17 protein-coding genes are annotated in these 15,299 nt (G+C 69.1%); 15 read left to right on the top strand and 2 right to left on the bottom strand.

Translation table 11 applies throughout. The annotated features are described in order from the left end of the window. The first annotated feature begins 29 nt into the window (after nt 1-29). Genes U5K29_14140 through queD form a run of 4 tightly spaced genes read left to right on the top strand, consistent with a single transcriptional unit; the run spans nt 30 to nt 4,052 of the window. Nucleotides 30-1,799, top strand: a complete 1,770-nt coding sequence (locus U5K29_14140; protein MDZ7679678.1) for a cupin domain-containing protein — start codon at nt 30-32, stop codon at nt 1,797-1,799. Further along, complete coding sequence (locus U5K29_14135; protein ID MDZ7679677.1) at nt 1,796-3,058, top strand: cupin domain-containing protein; 1,263 nt, start codon at nt 1,796-1,798, stop codon at nt 3,056-3,058. Before U5K29_14140 ends, U5K29_14135 begins: the two co-directional genes overlap by 4 nt. Further along, complete coding sequence (gene queE / locus U5K29_14130; protein MDZ7679676.1) at nt 3,055-3,690, top strand: 7-carboxy-7-deazaguanine synthase; 636 nt, start codon at nt 3,055-3,057, stop codon at nt 3,688-3,690. The genes U5K29_14135 and queE overlap by 4 nt, the downstream gene beginning before the upstream one ends. Continuing rightward, nucleotides 3,690-4,052: a 6-carboxytetrahydropterin synthase QueD gene (gene queD, locus U5K29_14125; GenBank protein MDZ7679675.1), complete on the top strand. Its 363-nt coding sequence runs from the start codon at nt 3,690-3,692 to the stop codon at nt 4,050-4,052. Before queE ends, queD begins: the two co-directional genes overlap by 1 nt. A gap of 22 nt (nt 4,053-4,074) precedes the next feature. On the opposite strand, the gene U5K29_14120 is transcribed toward queD, so the two are convergent. Continuing rightward, nucleotides 4,075-4,872 carry a hypothetical protein gene (locus U5K29_14120; protein ID MDZ7679674.1) on the bottom strand — a complete coding sequence of 266 codons (798 nt, stop codon included), beginning with the start codon at nt 4,870-4,872 and terminating at the stop codon, nt 4,075-4,077. Between the two features lie 169 nt (nt 4,873-5,041). Here U5K29_14120 and dop point away from each other — a divergent pair, with 169 nt between their 5' ends. Genes dop through lepB (U5K29_14070) form a run of 10 tightly spaced genes read left to right on the top strand, consistent with a single transcriptional unit; the run spans nt 5,042 to nt 14,063 of the window. Beyond that, a complete protein-coding gene (dop, locus tag U5K29_14115; protein MDZ7679673.1) occupies nt 5,042-6,553 on the top strand; it encodes a depupylase/deamidase Dop in 1,512 nt (503 codons plus the stop codon). A 9-nt stretch (nt 6,554-6,562) separates the two neighbouring features. Then, complete coding sequence (locus U5K29_14110; protein ID MDZ7679672.1) at nt 6,563-6,757, top strand: ubiquitin-like protein Pup; 195 nt, start codon at nt 6,563-6,565, stop codon at nt 6,755-6,757. Between the two features lie 17 nt (nt 6,758-6,774). Beyond that, nucleotides 6,775-7,596: a proteasome subunit beta gene (prcB, locus tag U5K29_14105; GenBank protein ID MDZ7679671.1), complete on the top strand. Its 822-nt coding sequence runs from the start codon at nt 6,775-6,777 to the stop codon at nt 7,594-7,596. Nucleotides 7,597-7,636: 40 nt separating this feature from the next. Then, entirely contained in the window at nt 7,637-8,383 is a 747-nt protein-coding gene (gene prcA, locus U5K29_14100) for a proteasome subunit alpha (GenBank protein MDZ7679670.1), read from the top strand. 10 nt (nt 8,384-8,393) lie between these two features. Continuing rightward, nucleotides 8,394-9,752, top strand: a complete 1,359-nt coding sequence (pafA, locus tag U5K29_14095) for a Pup--protein ligase (GenBank protein ID MDZ7679669.1) — start codon at nt 8,394-8,396, stop codon at nt 9,750-9,752. 4 nt (nt 9,753-9,756) lie between these two features. Beyond that, complete coding sequence (locus tag U5K29_14090; GenBank protein ID MDZ7679668.1) at nt 9,757-10,785, top strand: DUF3866 family protein; 1,029 nt, start codon at nt 9,757-9,759, stop codon at nt 10,783-10,785. A gap of 42 nt (nt 10,786-10,827) precedes the next feature. Further along, nucleotides 10,828-11,772, top strand: coding sequence for a WYL domain-containing protein (locus U5K29_14085; GenBank protein MDZ7679667.1), 945 nt, complete (start codon nt 10,828-10,830; stop codon nt 11,770-11,772). Then, entirely contained in the window at nt 11,769-12,713 is a 945-nt protein-coding gene (locus U5K29_14080) for a WYL domain-containing protein (protein MDZ7679666.1), read from the top strand. Before U5K29_14085 ends, U5K29_14080 begins: the two co-directional genes overlap by 4 nt. Nucleotides 12,714-12,745: 32 nt before the next feature. Continuing rightward, a complete protein-coding gene (gene lepB, locus U5K29_14075) occupies nt 12,746-13,360 on the top strand; it encodes a signal peptidase I (protein MDZ7679665.1) in 615 nt (204 codons plus the stop codon). A 52-nt stretch (nt 13,361-13,412) separates the two neighbouring features. Continuing rightward, the gene (gene lepB, locus U5K29_14070; GenBank protein MDZ7679664.1) at nt 13,413-14,063 is read left to right on the top strand and encodes a signal peptidase I; all 651 of its coding nucleotides are present in this window, start codon (nt 13,413-13,415) and stop codon (nt 14,061-14,063) included. A 27-nt stretch (nt 14,064-14,090) separates the two neighbouring features. On the opposite strand, the gene U5K29_14065 is transcribed toward lepB (U5K29_14070), so the two are convergent. Then, complete coding sequence (locus U5K29_14065) at nt 14,091-14,822, bottom strand: glycerophosphodiester phosphodiesterase (GenBank protein ID MDZ7679663.1); 732 nt, start codon at nt 14,820-14,822, stop codon at nt 14,091-14,093. Between the two features lie 120 nt (nt 14,823-14,942). On the opposite strand from U5K29_14065, the gene U5K29_14060 reads away from it, so the two are divergent. Next, nucleotides 14,943-15,290 (top strand): hypothetical protein, encoded by a 348-nt coding sequence (locus U5K29_14060; protein MDZ7679662.1) that lies wholly within the window; start codon nt 14,943-14,945, stop codon nt 15,288-15,290. Nucleotides 15,291-15,299 lie beyond the last annotated feature (9 nt).

Genomic DNA, 15,299 nt, shown 5'->3' with positions numbered 1-15,299 from the left:
CAACACAGGTCGGGACCGCGAGCTCCACCTTGGAGCTACTGGAGTCCCTCGACCGGTGTGTCGACCGGCGGGCGGTGTGGTGCGAGCGGGGTGATCCCGCCCGCACCACGCCACTGCCCGATTGGTCCGAGATCTGGACCATGCTCGCGGCCCACCCCCTCGACTTCGGTCGACCTCAGCGGACCGACGAGCCCCGCGGCCGGTTCGCCCTCGCCCGCAAGGGACGTCCCGTCTCGGTGGCCTCGCTCACCGTACCGACCATCCCTCGTACCAAGACCTCCGATCCGCGCCTCGACATCGATCGGGTGCAACAGGAGATCGAGACCGGCGCAACCCTGCTCGTCAACGATCTCGATTCGCTCGACCCGACCGTCGCCGCACTGGTGGGCACCGTCTCCGAACTGGCGGAAGCGCCGGTGTCGGCCCGGCTGTTCGCGACCCACGGCATCGAAGCCGGTTTCCCTCCCCACGCCGACCTCCACGATACCGTCGTCGTGCAGGTGACCGGCTCGAAGCACTGGGTGGTGCGCGCCCCCGAACGACCCGATCCTGTGGACGATGACGTGGCCTACAGCCCCGAACCCACCGGAGCCCCTGACTGGGACGACGACCTCCACGCAGGGGACGTCATGGTCGTCCCGAGAGGGTGGTGGCACCGGGTGACCGGCACCGGCGAGCCGTCGATCCACATCACCTTCGATGTCCACCGCCGAACCGGGATGCACCTGGCTCGCAGGCTGGCAGCGGAGCTGAGCCGACACCTCGCGGTCCAGCGGCCGGTCGGCGCGACACGACCTGCCTCGGCGAGGGCGGTCGGTGAGGCGGTCGCCGGTGCCGCCCGGGCGGCGTGGACAGCGAACCCGGTGGTCCCCGTCGGCGATCGACCCGACCCCCGACCGGTCGGCGCGACACATCTGCTCCCGGACCTGATGATGGTCGAGGCGGCGCCCACGCCACCGGCGAGTGTGTCGGAGCTCTTCGCGCCGCTGTCGGTCGACGAGCTCGCCGCTGCACGATACGAAGGCCGGTCGCTCCACACGCCTGGTGACCCCCATCGCGCCGCGAGCCTGCTCTCGCCTTGCGATCTGGCCACCGTCGTCACATCCCGACGTCCTGGATGGTTCCGAACCGGACGCGACACCGAGATCTTCCGCCACGGAGTCCACCTCAACGTCGACGGGGTCGCGCTCGATCCGCGCGAGGTGTTCGTTCCCGTCGAGCGGCCCGACGGGAACGTTCACCTCACCCTTGATCCCGAGCAGCTCCGAGGCGTCCTCGCCGGGGGAGCCACGCTGCTCGTCAACGACCTCCAGGACTCGGTCCCCGCGGTCGGCCGCCTGGCCCGTTCCCTCGAGGACGCCACCGGCGACCCGGTGCGGGTCATGGCCTACGCCTCGTGGCGGCCGGTCCAGGCGTTCCCGACCCACGCCGATGCCGACCACGTGGTGGTCGTGCAGGTGGCGGGGGAGAAGCATTGGGAGGTCTTCGGCCACGATCGGGGCGACAGCAGGGTCCGGTGGTCCGGCACCGTACGCTCGGGCGAGGTGCTGTTCGTGCCCCGAGGCTGCTACCACCGGGTACGGGGAACCGACCAGCCATCACTGCACCTGCGTTTCGGACTGTTCGCCCGGACCGGGCTCGACGTCGCCGAGACCGTCGCCGCGTCCATGGCCCGCGACCCGAGGGCGCGTGCACCGCTCCGGCTCGCCTCGGGCAGCCCGACGCGAGCCGAACGGTCGGCCGAGCTGGTGGGCGCAGCCGCCGAAGCATGGGACCGCCCAGAGGAGGTGAACCGATGACCGTGACCCACCTGGCCGATCTCTTGTCTCCGGTTCCCGTCGAGGACTTCCTGGTCGACGGGTACGGATGCCGTCCATTTCTCGTGCGAGGAGACCCCGACCGCTATGAGGGACTCTTCCCCTGGTCACGGCTCAACACGCTCATCCGTGAACGTCACCTCGACTGGTTCCGGTCGACCGAGGACGGCGTGGTCAGCGCCGACGCCATCACCTTGTCCCGGCAGGGTCGAATCCGGCACTCGCCATCGGTCGATCGCACCGTCGACGGCGAGTACAGCATCGACCGCAGCCGCTCCCGCCAGCTCGACCCGGTGCGGCTCAACCACGAGTTGCGGTCCGGGTCCACCCTCCTGGTCCGCCACCTCGACAAGGTCCACGAACCACTCGCTCGCCTCGCCGAGGGGCTCGAGCGGGACCTCGACGAGCCGATCATGGTCCGGGCCTTCGCCACCTGGAAGGCGGTGCAGGGCTTCGGGCCCCACTGCGACCGCTACGACACCCTGGTGATGCAGCTCGAGGGCACCAAGCAATGGCGCCTGTTCGGTCCCGACCCGCTCCGGCCGCTGATGGGCGACGGCGACCACTCCGGGATGGGCGAGGCCGAGACCCAGGACGAGCTCGTGCTCGAACCTGGCGATCTGCTCTACGTTCCCCAGGGCTGGTGGCACGAGGCGGTCACCGTCGACACCCCCTGCCTGCACCTCACCGCGGATGTCTACCAGCGCTCCGGTGTCGATCTGGTCAACTGGGTCACCCGCAACCTGGCCCGCCATCCCGAGTTCCGCGCCGACCTGCCCCCCGAGTCCGATCCGGTCGCCCGCGCCGCTCACCTCGACCGGCTCCGCCACCTCGCCCTCGCCGACTGGGACGACGCCGTGGTCGACCGGTTCCTCGCCGACACGCGGGTCAACGTGCGGCCCCAACGAGCGACGATGAGCCTCCCGTGGAGCGCGACCCGCGACGTCCTCCCCCTAGGGCAGGGGCTGATGGTGCGCATGATCAACCCGCGCCGCCTCCAGTTCGACCAGGCGGTGGATCCATCGTGTGACACGCCGTCCCTCGTCGTGCGCACCCAAGGCCAAACCATTCGTATCGACGCCGCGCGGGCCAAGCTGCTCGAGCCGTTGCTCGACGGCGACACCGTGTCGGTCGACCAGGTGGCCGAGCGCGACCCGTCGGCTCGCGACCTGCTCGTCGACTGGCTGCTCGCCGGGCACCTGACGGTCACCGACCAGGACGACGAGGTGCTTCGACGATGAGCTACCTGGTCAAGGAGATCTTCCACACGCTGCAGGGTGAAGGGGTCAACAGCGGCACGCCGGCGGTGTTCTGCCGGTTCAGCGGCTGCAACCTGTGGTCGGGGCGGGAGGAGCACCGGGCGAACGCGATCTGCCGCTTCTGTGACACCGACTTCGTCGGGACCGACGGTCCCGGTGGCGGCCGATTCACCGACGCCGACGCGCTCGCCGACGCGGTCGCCAAAGAGTGGGGGGCCTCGGGCCCCAGGGAGCGGTTCGTCGTCTGCACCGGAGGAGAGCCGACCCTTCAGCTCGACGACGCCGCCGTGTCGGCGTTCCACGACCGGGGTTTCCGGGTCGCCATCGAGACCAACGGCACCCGGCCGGTGCCCGCCGGTGTCGACTGGGTGTGCGTCAGCCCCAAGGCGAGCACCGAGCTGGTCGTCGACCGCATCGACGAGCTCAAGTTGGTGTTCCCCCAGCCCGGACTCATGCCCAAATCGGTCGAGCACCTCCCGGCGGCCCACCGACTGCTGTCACCCATGGACGGCCCCGACCGGGACCTCAACACGAAGCGGGCGGTCGAGTACTGCCTCGCCCATCCGCATTGGAGGCTCACCATCCAGACCCACAAATACCTCGGGATCCAGTGATGGAGATCTACAAGGAGTTCACCTTCGAGGCGGCCCACCGGCTTCCCAACGTGCCCGAAGGCCACAAGTGCGCCCGCCTGCACGGGCACTCCTATCGGGCTCGGATCCACGTCGAGGGGTCCGTCGAGGAGCACCGAGGCTGGGTCACCGACTTCGCCGACCTCGGCGAGGCCTTTGCCCCACTGCGCGATCAGCTCGACCACCGCTATCTCAACGAGATCGACGGCCTGGAGAACCCGACCAGCGAGATGCTGGCCATCTGGATCTGGAACCGCCTCGTCTCGGTGCTTCCTGGCCTGTTCCAGGTCTCGATCAGCGAGACCTGCACCTCCGGCTGCGCCTATCGAGGCCCCGAAATCTGAGGGCTGGCTGAGCGAGGTGTGCTCAGGTGGGCACCCCGAGATGGCGGCGGTAGAACTCCTCGGCCGCGTCACGCTCGAACAGCGGGATGTCGACGTGACCACCGGGGTTCAGGTGCATCGTCTTGTCCTCCGAGCCGATGGCATCCCACAGCGCCAGTCCCGACTCGCGGGTCATCAGCTCGTCGTCGGACTGGAAGAGAAACAGGATCGGCACCGTCAGGCTTCGCGCTGCCTGTTCGAACGCGTCGGCCCCGGGGCGGTTGCCGAGACCGGCGAGCCCGAGCACCGCAGCAGAGATCCGCGGCTCGGAGGCGACGAAGGGCAAGCCGATGGCGGTACCCATGGACACGCCCCAGTACCCGAAGGGGCCATCGCCGACCTCGGGCTGCTTCACCATCTCGTCGAGCGCCGCCTTCCACTCGGCGACGCCCGTGGTCGTTCGCTCCTGCCAGGCCCTGGCCGCATCGGGGTCCGAGGCCATGGGCGCCGGTTCGTCCGAGCGCCGACCGGCGGCGATGCGCCGCTGCAGGTTCCGCTGGGCCGTTCGCGCCGCCTCGGGGTCGGTGATCCGGTCGCCGTGGTCGGGCGCATCGATCGCCACCGCGGCGTAGCCGAGATGGCGCACGAGCCGGCGGCCCAGCGACAACACGTTCGGTACCCGCTTGTGCTGTGTGCCCCCGTGCCCGATGAGCACCGTCGGCCGGGGTCCGCTCGCCCCCTCGGGCAACCACCAGAGGCCGGGCACGCACTCGCCCTCGACGGCCAGGTCGAAGCGCCGCTCGACCACGCCCTGCTCGCAGATCTCGTCGATGATCTCCATGGTTCTCCCCCCAGTTGCACGCCCCGGCGTCGCCACCGCATGGGCGTTGTCTTCCCGCCCGGTCAGCGTAGCGTCACGGCCTCGGGGGCTGGTGACGAGCCATCCGGCCCGCCGCCCCACCGCGATCGGCGACGCCCGCGATCGACGCGTGCAGCAGTAGGGTCGATGTGTGGCCACCCGCAAGATCGTCGGCATCGAGACCGAGTACGGCATCGTCCTGCGGGGCAGCGACGACTCGAACCCCATCGCGGCCTCGTCCATGCTCATCAACGCCTATCTGGCAGCCACCCAGCGGGACCGGCCGGCTCGGGCGGGTCGCGTCGGCTGGGACTTCGAGAACGAGACCCCCGAAAAGGACGCCCGCGGCTTCGTGCAGGCCGAGGGAGCCATGGCCCCCGAGGTCGAGACCCATCTGGTCAACGCCGTGCTCACCAACGGCGCCCGCTACTACGTCGACCATGCCCACCCCGAGCTGTCGACCCCCGAGTGCGGCGACGCCCGCTCGGTCGTGCGCTTCGACCGGGCAGCCGAGCTGATCCTGCGTCGGTCGATGCAGGCGGCGTCGGAGATCCTTCCGCCCGGCCAGGAGATCGTGGTCTACAAGAACAACTCCGACGGCAAGGGCAACTCCTACGGATGCCACGAGAACTACCTCATGGACCGCACCGTGCCCTTCGGTCGCATCGTCTCCAGCATCACGCCCCACTTCCTCACCCGCCAGATCTTCGCCGGCGCCGGCAAGGTCGGCTCCGAGGCGCAGGGCGTCTCGATCGACGACGTGCCCTTCCAGATCAGTCAGCGCGCCGACTTCTTCGAAGAGGAGGTCGGGCTCGAGACCACCCTCAAGCGACCCATCGTCAACACCCGCGACGAACCCCACGCCGATGCGCAGAAGTATCGCCGGCTGCACGTGATCATCGGCGACGCCAACATGTCCCAGCTCGCCACGTTCCTGAAGGTGGGCACGACCGCGATCGTGCTGGCCATGATCGAAGACGACGCCCTCACCGCCGACCTGCGGTTCGCTACGCCGGTCTCCACGCTGCGCCAGATCTCCTACGACCGGTCGCTCCGGGCCGCGCACCTCCTCGCTGACGGCACCCGTATCACGGCGCTGGAGGTCCAGTGGTCGTTCCTCGAGGCTGCGCAGACCTACGCGGCGCAGCGAGGTCTCGAGTGCGTGGGCGAGGAGGTCGGCAAGGAGGTCCTGACCCGATGGGAGGAGGTCCTCACCGACCTCGAGGCCGATCCGATGCGCCTCGCCGACCGGCTGGACTGGCCGGCCAAGCTGCGTCTCATGGAGCGCTATCGCGAGCGTGACGGCACCGAGTGGGGCGATCCCCGCCTGGCGGCGCTCGACCTCCAGTACCACGACCTCAGGGCCGAGCGGTCCCTCGCCGACCGCGTGGGGCTCGAACGCCTCGTCTCCGACGACGACGCGATCAGCGCCATCGACGAACCGCCCGACGACACGCGGGCCTACTTCCGGGGCATGTGCCTCAAGCGGTGGCCGGAGGCGATCGTCGCCGCCAACTGGGACTCCATCGTCTTCGACGTGGGCGAGGATCCCTTGCGTCGGGTGCCGATGATGGAACCGTCACGTGGAACGCGGGCTCACGTGGGTAGCGTGTTGGAGAGTTGCTCGACTCCGGCTGAACTGCTGGAGCAACTGGGAATGTGAAGGTGCGACATGGCAGAACGCGAACACATCCGTAAACCGGCTCCGGCCCGCGAGGAGCAAGAGGTCGAGGACGCGCCGGCCACGTCGGAGTCCGGGGAGAAGATCAAGGCCGAGCTCGACGACCTGCTCGACGAGATCGACGAGGTGCTCGAGTCCAACGCCGAGGACTTCGTGAAGTCCTACATCCAGAAGGGCGGCCAGTAGCCGGTAGCCTGCCGGGCGTGAACCTTCCGCGCTTCGATCCCGGACACGACCCTGGCCCGAGCTTCACCGGGCTGCTCCAACAGACCGGCCACGTCCCGCCGCCGCTCACCAGCTCGCTCGACCCGTCGATGTCGATCACCCACGGCACCACGGTGGTCGCCATCCGCTACGGCGACGGCGCGGTCATGGCCGGCGACCGGCGGGCCACCGCCGGCAACCTGATCTCGCACCGCACCATCGAGAAGGTGTTCCCCGCCGATCGTCACTCGGGCGTCGCCATCGCGGGCGCAGCCGGACCCGCGGTCGAGATGGTCAAGCTCTTCCAGCTGCAGCTCGAGCACTACGAGAAGGTCGAGGGCAACGCCCTCAGCCTCGAGGGCAAGGCCAACCAGCTCGCCCAGATGGTCCGCAACCACCTACCGGCTGCGATGCAGGGTCTGGCGGTGATCCCGCTGTTCGCCGGCTACGACGTGAGGCGCGCCACCGGCCGACTGTTCCAGTACGACGTCACCGGCGGTCGCTACGAGGAGCAGAACCACGCCACCACCGGATCGGGATCGCTGCACGCCAGCACGGTGATCAAGCTCGGTTGGCGCGACGGATTGTCGCGGGAGGACGCCATCGACCTCGCCATCTCGGCGCTGTTCCAGGCCGCCGACGAGGACTCGGCGACCGGTGGCCCCGATCTGGTGCGGGGCATCTTCCCCACCGTGGCCACCATCACCGACGACGGGTTCGGTCGAGTGGGCAACGACGAGGTGTCCGACCGCTTCCGGTCGCTCATCGCCGACCTCACCTTGCCCGGAGCCGAGGGCGGAACCGAAGGAGGCTCCTCATGAACCCGACTCCACAGACGCTCCAGCGGCAGGTGGTCGCACCATGAGCATGCCGTTCTACGTCGCGCCCGAACAGGTGATGAAGGACCGGGCCGACTACGCGCGCAAGGGCATCGCCAGGGGACGGAGCCTGGTCGCGCTGGTGTGCGAGCCCGGGATCTTGATCTGTGCCGAGAATCCCCAGCGCCTGCGCAAGATCAGCGAGATCCACGACCGCATCGCCTTCGCCGGGGTCGGCAAGTACAACGAGTTCGACCAGCTGCGCATCGCGGGGGTCCGCCACGCCGATCTCAAGGGCTACGCCTACAGCCGCGAGGACGTCGACGCCCGCAGCCTCGCCAACCAGTACGCCCAGATCCTCGGCCAGGTCTTCACCCACGAGATGAAGCCCATGGAGGTCGAGATCCTCGTGGCCGAGGTGGGCACCGACCCCGATGCCGACCTCATGTACCGCATCCTCTACGACGGCACCGTGGTCGACGAGTCCAGTGTGACCGTTCTCGGCGGTGAGGCCGAGACGATCCTGACCCGCCTCGAGGGTGCTTGGCACGCCGGGTTCGACCTCGGCGAGGCGCTCGACGTCGCTCGCCGGGCCCTGTCGGGCCCCGACCGCGTGCTCGGTGCGGACGAGCTCGAGGTGGCCCTCCTCGACCGCCGGGCCGAGCACCGGGCCTTCCGGCGAGTCGAAGGCGACGAGCTCGCGTCGCTGGTCCCCGAGGCGTCCTCTCCCGAGCAGCCCGATCAGCCGTCCCACGAGGGTGACCACGCCGACGGCGAATCCCCGGGATAGCTTGACGCTCATGGAGCGACGCATCTTCGGTCTCGAGAACGAGTACGGCGTGACCTGCACGCTCCGGGGTCAGCGTCGCCTCAGCCCCGACGAGGTGGCCCGCTACCTGTTCCGCCGCGTCGTGTCGTGGGGCCGCAGCTCCAACGTCTTCCTGCCCAACGGGGCACGGCTCTATCTCGATGTGGGGTCACACCCCGAATACGCCACACCCGAGTGCGACTCGGTCCACGAGCTGGTCGTCCACGACAAGGCCGGTGAGCGGGTCCTCGAGCAGCTGCTCGGCCAGGCCGAGCAGCGTCTGCGTGAAGAGGGCATCCGGGGCGACATCTACCTGTTCAAGAACAACACCGACTCCGCCGGCAACTCCTACGGCTGCCACGAGAACTACCTCACCACCCGGCGCGACGAGTTCAACTACTACGCCGAGGTGCTCATCCCGTTCCTGGTGAGCCGCCAGATCTACGCCGGTGCCGGCAAGGTGCTGCAGACGGCACGGGGCGCCACCTACTGCATCAGCCAGCGGGCCGAGCACATCTGGGAGGGGGTCTCGTCGGCCACCACCCGCTCCCGACCGATCATCAACACCCGCGACGAGCCCCACGCCGACGCCGAGATCTACCGTCGGCTCCACGTGATCGTGGGCGACTCCAACATGAGCGAGTACGCCACGTTCCTCAAGGTGGGGGCGGCATCGTTGCTGCTGCGGATGCTCGAAGACCCGGGAGTCGTGTTGCGCGACATGACCCTCGAGAACCCCATCCGGGCCATCCGCGAGATCAGCCACGACCTCACCTGCACCCGCAAGGTGCGTCTGGCCAACGGACGCGAGGCCAGCGCGCTCGAGATCCAGAGCGAGTACCTCGAACGGGCGATGCGCTATGCAGAGAAGCGGGGCGTGTCGCCCGAGGAGAAGATGACCCTCGAGATGTGGGAGCACTGCCTCACCGGGCTGGCCCACGACCCGTTCAGCCTCGATCGCGAGTGCGACTGGGTCATCAAGCACAAGCTCGTCGAGGCCTACCAAGCCCGCCACGACCTCCCGCTCAACCATCCGCAGGTCGCGCTGGTCGATCTGCAGTACCACGACGTCGACCGCCGCCGGGGGCTGTTCTACAAGATGCAGGATCGCGGGCTGGTCGAACGCACCTGCACCGACGCCGAGATCAACCACGCCGTCGAGCATCCACCCGAGACCACCAGGGCCCGCCTGCGGGGAGAGTTCATCCGTCGCGCCAAGGAGCGCAAGCGCGACTACACCGTCGACTGGGTCCACCTGAAGCTCAACGACCAGGCCCAGCGCACGGTGCTGTGCAAGGACCCGTTCAAGGCCCACGACGAGCGGGTCGAGAAGCTCATCGCGTCGCTGTGAGCTGATGCCGTCCTATCGCACCGGGCGGGTGGTCGAGATCCTTGCCGAGCGTCGGGGCCTGCAACGGGTCACCGTGACGATGGGAGACGACGACCCCGAGCGGGCCTACGTGCTCACCCAGCTCACCGGCGATGTCGCGGTCGGGGACAGGGTGGTGCTCAACACGACCGCGGTCGACCTCGGGCTCGGCACCGGTGGCTGGCACGTGGTGCACTGGAACCTCGAGCGCGAGCAGTGGTCCGAACCTGGTCCCGGGCACATCATGAAGCTGCGCTACACCAGCCTGCAGGCCGACACCGGCGCGGCCGAGGAGGAGCTCGGCGACTCCCTGCCGACCCGCCTCGACGGGGCACAGGTCGTCGTCTGCTCCCTGCACAGCCAGGTCGGGGTCGTCGCCGCGGCGGTCGGCGACGAGCGGCCCGAGACCCGGGTGGCCTACGTGATGACCGACGGGGCGGCGTTGCCGCTGGCGCTCAGCGATCTGGTGGCCGACCTCGTCGCCCGCGGCCTCGTGCACCACACGATCACCGCTGGTCACGCTTTCGGTGGCGACCTGGAGGCGGTCACGGTCCCGTCGGCGCTCACGCTCGCCAAGCACCATCTCGGCGCCGAGGTGATCATCGTCGGCATGGGACCGGGGGTGGTCGGTACGGGCAGCACCCTCGGTACCACCGCCATCGAGGCCGCCGCCATCCTCGACCAGGTCCGCGCCCTCGGGGGAGCAGGGTTGATCGCTCCCCGCATGTCCGACGGCGACGAGCGGCACCGGCACCGGGGCCTCAGCCACCACACCGCCACCGTGCTCGACCTGGTCAGTGGCCCGGTGCAGCTGCCATGGCCCGCTCCACCTCCCGTCGAGGACTACGAACCACACGTCGTCGTTCCGGTCGCGGTCCCCGATGTCGAGGCGATGCTCGGCCGGTTCCAGCTCTCGATCACCACCATGGGTCGCGGCCCCGCCGACGACCCGCTCTTCTTCAGCGCCGCCGCCGCTGCGGGGCTCGTCGCCGCTCGGCGCTGCCACCCGGACTGACCGTGCTCCGCCCCGGCCGACAGCATCGCTAGGCTCGCCTTCGTGCAGAAGCTCGAGCGCCTGCTCAACCTCACCGCGGTGCTGCTCCACACCGAACGGCCCCTGACCGCCGCCGAGGTGCGCGAGAAGGTGCCCGGCTATCCCGGCAGCGACACCGCGTTCCGTCGGGCCTTCGAGCGGGACAAGGACGACCTGCGCGATCTCGGCATCCCCATCGAGCTGGTGCCGGTCCCGGGAGCCGATCCACCGGCCGAGGGTTACCGAATCGCTCGCTCCCGCTACTACCTGCCCGACCCTGGTCTCGACCCCGACGAGGTGGTCGCCCTTCAGCTCGCCGCCGCCACGATCAGGGCCGACGATCCCGCCGGCGTCGAGGCGCTCTGGAAGCTCGGGGGCTCGACCGATCGCTCGCCGGCGGTGACCGCGTCGTTGCCGTCGGACCCCAACCTCGGCCCGATCTTCGATGCCGTGTCGAACCGGTCACCCGTGCGGTTCACCTACCACGACCAGCATCGTGTCGTGCACCCGTACCGGTTGGGGTTCCAGTTCGGCCGTTGGTATGTGCGCGGTCACGACGAGGGCCGCGACGCCATCCGAGTCTTTCGGGTCGACCGGATCGTGGGCGGGATCGAGATCGATCCCGCGACGACCTTCGAGATCCCCGAGGACGAGCGGGGGAGCACCGAGATCCTGCCGGACCGGTGGGAGTTGGGAGACGAGCCGCCCCGTGTGGCGAGACTGCTCATCGACCCCAGCCACGCCCCGGTCGCCATGGCCCAGTTCGACCCGGAGCACGTGATCGAGCACCGCCAGGACGGGTCCGTCGTGGTCGCGATGACCGTCACCAACCGGGCGGCGTTTCGTTCGCTCGTGATGTCGTACCTCGATCATGCGGAGGTCCTCGAACCCCCCGAGCTGCGAGCCGATGTCATCGAGTGGCTTCAGGCCTGCGCCGGCGCGGCGGCACCCGGGAGCGCTCGACGGTGACGCGCAGCACCGCCAGCGAACGTGTGCGGCGCCTGCTCGCGCTCGTCCCCTGGGTGAGCACGCACTCACCGGTGGCCATCGACGAGGTGTGCTCGCGGTTCGGGATCGACCGGTCGACCCTGATCGCTGAGCTCGCGGTCCTGCCCTTCGTCGGGGTGCCGCCCTACACGCCCGACACCCTGATCGACGTCGACTTCGACGACGATCAGATCACCGTCCGCCTCAGCGAGCCCTTCGACCGGCCCCTGCGGCTCACCAGCGAACAGGCGCTCACCCTGATCGCGGCAGGACGCAGCATCCGCGACGTTCCCGGCGCCGATTCCGACGATCCGCTCCAGCGGGGGCTGGCCAAGCTGGCCACCGCGCTCGGCGTCGACCCCGATCAGGTGCACGTCGAGCTCGGCGAGGCCCACGAACAGCTTCTCGACGATCTCCTGGGAGCTGCCACCGAAGGGCGGCGGGTCGAGATCGACTACTACACCTACAGCCGTGACCAGCGCTCGGTTCGCACCGTCGACCCCTACCAGGTCGTGGCCGACCGCGGGAACTGGTACCTGATCGGGTGGTGCCATCGCTCCGCCGGGGTGCGGGTCTTCCGGGTCGACCGCATCGCCTCGCTCACCGTCCTCGATGACACGATCGACCCACCGCCAGAGGATGTGGAGTGGGACCGCTACCAACCGGGCACCACCGAACCCCGGGTCGTGCTCGATCTCGACCCCGCTGCCCAGTGGATCCTCGACCAGTACCCCTACGACGAGGCTCACGAGACCACCGGGGAAACGGTGCGGGCAACGCTGGCGGTCAGCGGGCGCCCATGGCTCGAACGACTGCTGCTCACGCTCGGCCCGGCAACACGCGTGGTGGATGGTCCCGACGATCTCGTCGGTGCCGGCCAGGATGCCGCCCGGCGCGTGCTCGCCCGCTACGGCGAAGGCTGATGCACAGGGACTCCGGGTAGCCTCGACCCATCGTGACCACGCCCGACGTCGAGAACATCGAAGACCAGCACCACGTCAAGCATGATGTGGACCCCACGACCGGCTCGATCGGTCCGCGGAACCGCCAGCGGATCCGCACCGTCCTCGAGTGGATCGTGGTCATCGTCGGTGCGCTGATCGTCGCCCTGCTCATCAAGACCTTCCTGTTCCAGGCGTTCTACATCCCCTCCGAATCGATGGAGCCGACGCTGGTCAACCGCGACCGGGTCGTCGTCAACAAGCTCAGCTACCGCTTGCACGACGTCAACCGGGGAGATCTCGTCGTGTTCGACCGACCACCGAACGAGCCGGTCACCGACATCGAAGAGCTGATCAAGCGGGTGATCGGGCTCCCGGGGGAGACCGTCGAGGCGAGGGACGGCTCGATCTACATCGACGGGCAGGGCTTGAACGAGCCCTACCTGAATTCAGAGACCTTCACCCAGGCCTTCGGTCCCATCACCGTCCCCGCCGACCACGTCTTCGTCATGGGAGACAACCGGGGCAACTCGCGTGACAGCCGCGTCTTCGGGCCGATCGACCAGGACCTGATCGTCGGACGGGCGTTCGTGCTGGTGTGGCCGCTGGGCCGGCTGGGATTCCTCTGAGCGCCGGCGTTGCCGTCGGCCTCCCCGCGTGGCGGTTAGCGTTGGCCATATCATGACCACCTCATCTGGCCAACCATCGGGTCGCGGACCCACCTGGGAGGAGATCGAGGCCGAGCACCATGGCCACGGTGACGGTGCCGCCGGCGCGGGCCGCCCCGCTACTCGTCGTCGTCGTCGACGGCGGCGCAACCTGATCGAGTGGGTGGTCGCCATTGCCGGGGCCCTGCTGGTCGCGTGGCTCATCCAGACGTTTCTCGTCCAAGCCTTCGTCATCCCATCGGCCTCGATGGAGCCGACCCTGGCCAACCGCGACCGGGTGCTGGTGAACAAGCAGAGCTACCGAAGCGGGATCCCGAGCAGGGGAGACGTGATCGTCTTCAACCGGCCACCCGACACCGACCTCGACGGGGTCGACGATCTCATCAAACGGGTCATGGCCACCGAGGGTGAGACCATCCAGGCCCGAGACGGTGTCGTCCTGATCGATGGGGAGGAGGTGGCCGAGCCCTACCTCCCCGCGGGTCAGGCGACCGAGGACTTCGGACCGGTCGAGGTGCCCGACGACCACGTGTTCGTGATGGGAGACAACCGCGGCCCCGCGATGTCGTTCGACAGCCGGTTCTTCGGTCCCATCGACCAGGACCTGATCGTCGGCCGCGCCTTCGCGTTGGTGTGGCCGTTGTCGCGACTCGCGACCCTCTGAGCAGGTTGTCACCCGAGCGGGCGACGCTCAGAACGAGGTGCGCTCGTGGATCGTGTCCATCATGCGGTCGACATGGTCGCTGAACACCCCGTCGATCCCCATCTCGACCAGCTCGCCCACCATCCGTTCGAACTGGGCGTCCCAACCGAGCGCGAAGCGGCCGAAGCGATGGAACATGGTCACCAGGCCCCCGGTCCAGTCCGTGTGGTGCATGTTCACCGCGTCGATGTCGCGCTCGGCGAGGGTGGCCGCACGCCGCTCCGGGCCTTCTTTGATGTCGGCCAGACGGGCAGAGTTGACCAAGCGGACGTCCGCATCGGCGTCGCGCCAGCTCGACACCACCTCCAGGTCGGGATGGCACAGCCACAGGCGGGTCGCCGCCCGCGACCCAGCGTCGCGAGCCGCGCCGATCACCTCGTGGACCGCCTCGGGATCCTTGACGTCCAGCGAGAGCTGAAAATCGGTGCCGCAGTGCTCGTAGAGCTCGGCGAGGGTGGGGATGTGGTGGGGGAGGATGCTGCGTTCGATCGAGCCGATCGGCTTCCGCCGCCGGCCCCGTAGCAGCGAGCCGACCACCCCGTCGTGATCCAGGACCGCCTCACCGTCGGCGGTGAGCCACACGTCGCTCTCCAGACCGGTCGCCCCGAGGCGCAGCGCCAGCTCGAAGGCCTCGAGCGTGTTCTCCGGCGCATGGGCCCTGGCCCCCCGGTGGGCGAAGCCGACGGGCGGGAACAACAGCGAGGGAAGTCGTTGCGGCACATCGCCATCCTCGCCCGTTCGCAGCGCCTCGCGCCATCCGATCCTGGCCCCGATGAGGCGTTGGGGCTCAAGACCACCAGCGGCGGTGTCGATGGAGAGGGGAGCATCGATGGAGGGTGAATGGCAACGATTCGAGCGAGCTGTGATTCCTGCGGTGATGTCGAGTTCACCGCGACCCAGGTCACCGTGCACGCGCCCGAGGACGGTGGGACCGGCACCTACACCTTCAGCTGCCCGCACTGCCGGTCGACGGTGGTTCGCCAGGCCGAACGTCCCACCATGGACCTGCTGATCGCTGCGGGGGTCACCCACACCACCTGGCGACGCCCGGCAGAGCTGGTCGAACGAGAGCTCCAGCCCGGTCAGCCGATCACCCACGACGAGCTGGTCGCCTTCGGGCGTCTGGTGGAGGACGAGGCGGCGCTGCGGGCCGCGCTCGACGCCATCGAGGATCCCCGGCCCCGCTGAACGAGCCGC

It is taken from the genome of Acidimicrobiales bacterium (genome assembly GCA_034521975.1).
Classification (GTDB): Bacteria; Actinomycetota; Acidimicrobiia; order Acidimicrobiales; family SKKL01; genus SKKL01.
Note: the sequence above shows the minus strand (reverse complement) of the source record. Positions and strands in the feature narration are given on the sequence as shown.

Coding starts and splice junctions, on each gene's coding strand:
- U5K29_14120 (MDZ7679674.1), bottom strand. CDS start 4,872: ATGGAGATCATCGACGAGATCTGCGAGCAGGGCGTGGTCGAGCGGCGC.
- U5K29_14060 (MDZ7679662.1), top strand. CDS start 14,943: ATGGCAACGATTCGAGCGAGCTGTGATTCCTGCGGTGATGTCGAGTTC.
- prcA (MDZ7679670.1), top strand. CDS start 7,637: ATGAGCATGCCGTTCTACGTCGCGCCCGAACAGGTGATGAAGGACCGG.
- lepB (MDZ7679664.1), top strand. CDS start 13,413: ATGACCACCTCATCTGGCCAACCATCGGGTCGCGGACCCACCTGGGAG.
- queE (MDZ7679676.1), top strand. CDS start 3,055: ATGAGCTACCTGGTCAAGGAGATCTTCCACACGCTGCAGGGTGAAGGG.
- U5K29_14135 (MDZ7679677.1), top strand. CDS start 1,796: ATGACCGTGACCCACCTGGCCGATCTCTTGTCTCCGGTTCCCGTCGAG.
- U5K29_14110 (MDZ7679672.1), top strand. CDS start 6,563: ATGGCAGAACGCGAACACATCCGTAAACCGGCTCCGGCCCGCGAGGAG.
- U5K29_14090 (MDZ7679668.1), top strand. CDS start 9,757: ATGCCGTCCTATCGCACCGGGCGGGTGGTCGAGATCCTTGCCGAGCGT.
- queD (MDZ7679675.1), top strand. CDS start 3,690: ATGGAGATCTACAAGGAGTTCACCTTCGAGGCGGCCCACCGGCTTCCC.
- pafA (MDZ7679669.1), top strand. CDS start 8,394: ATGGAGCGACGCATCTTCGGTCTCGAGAACGAGTACGGCGTGACCTGC.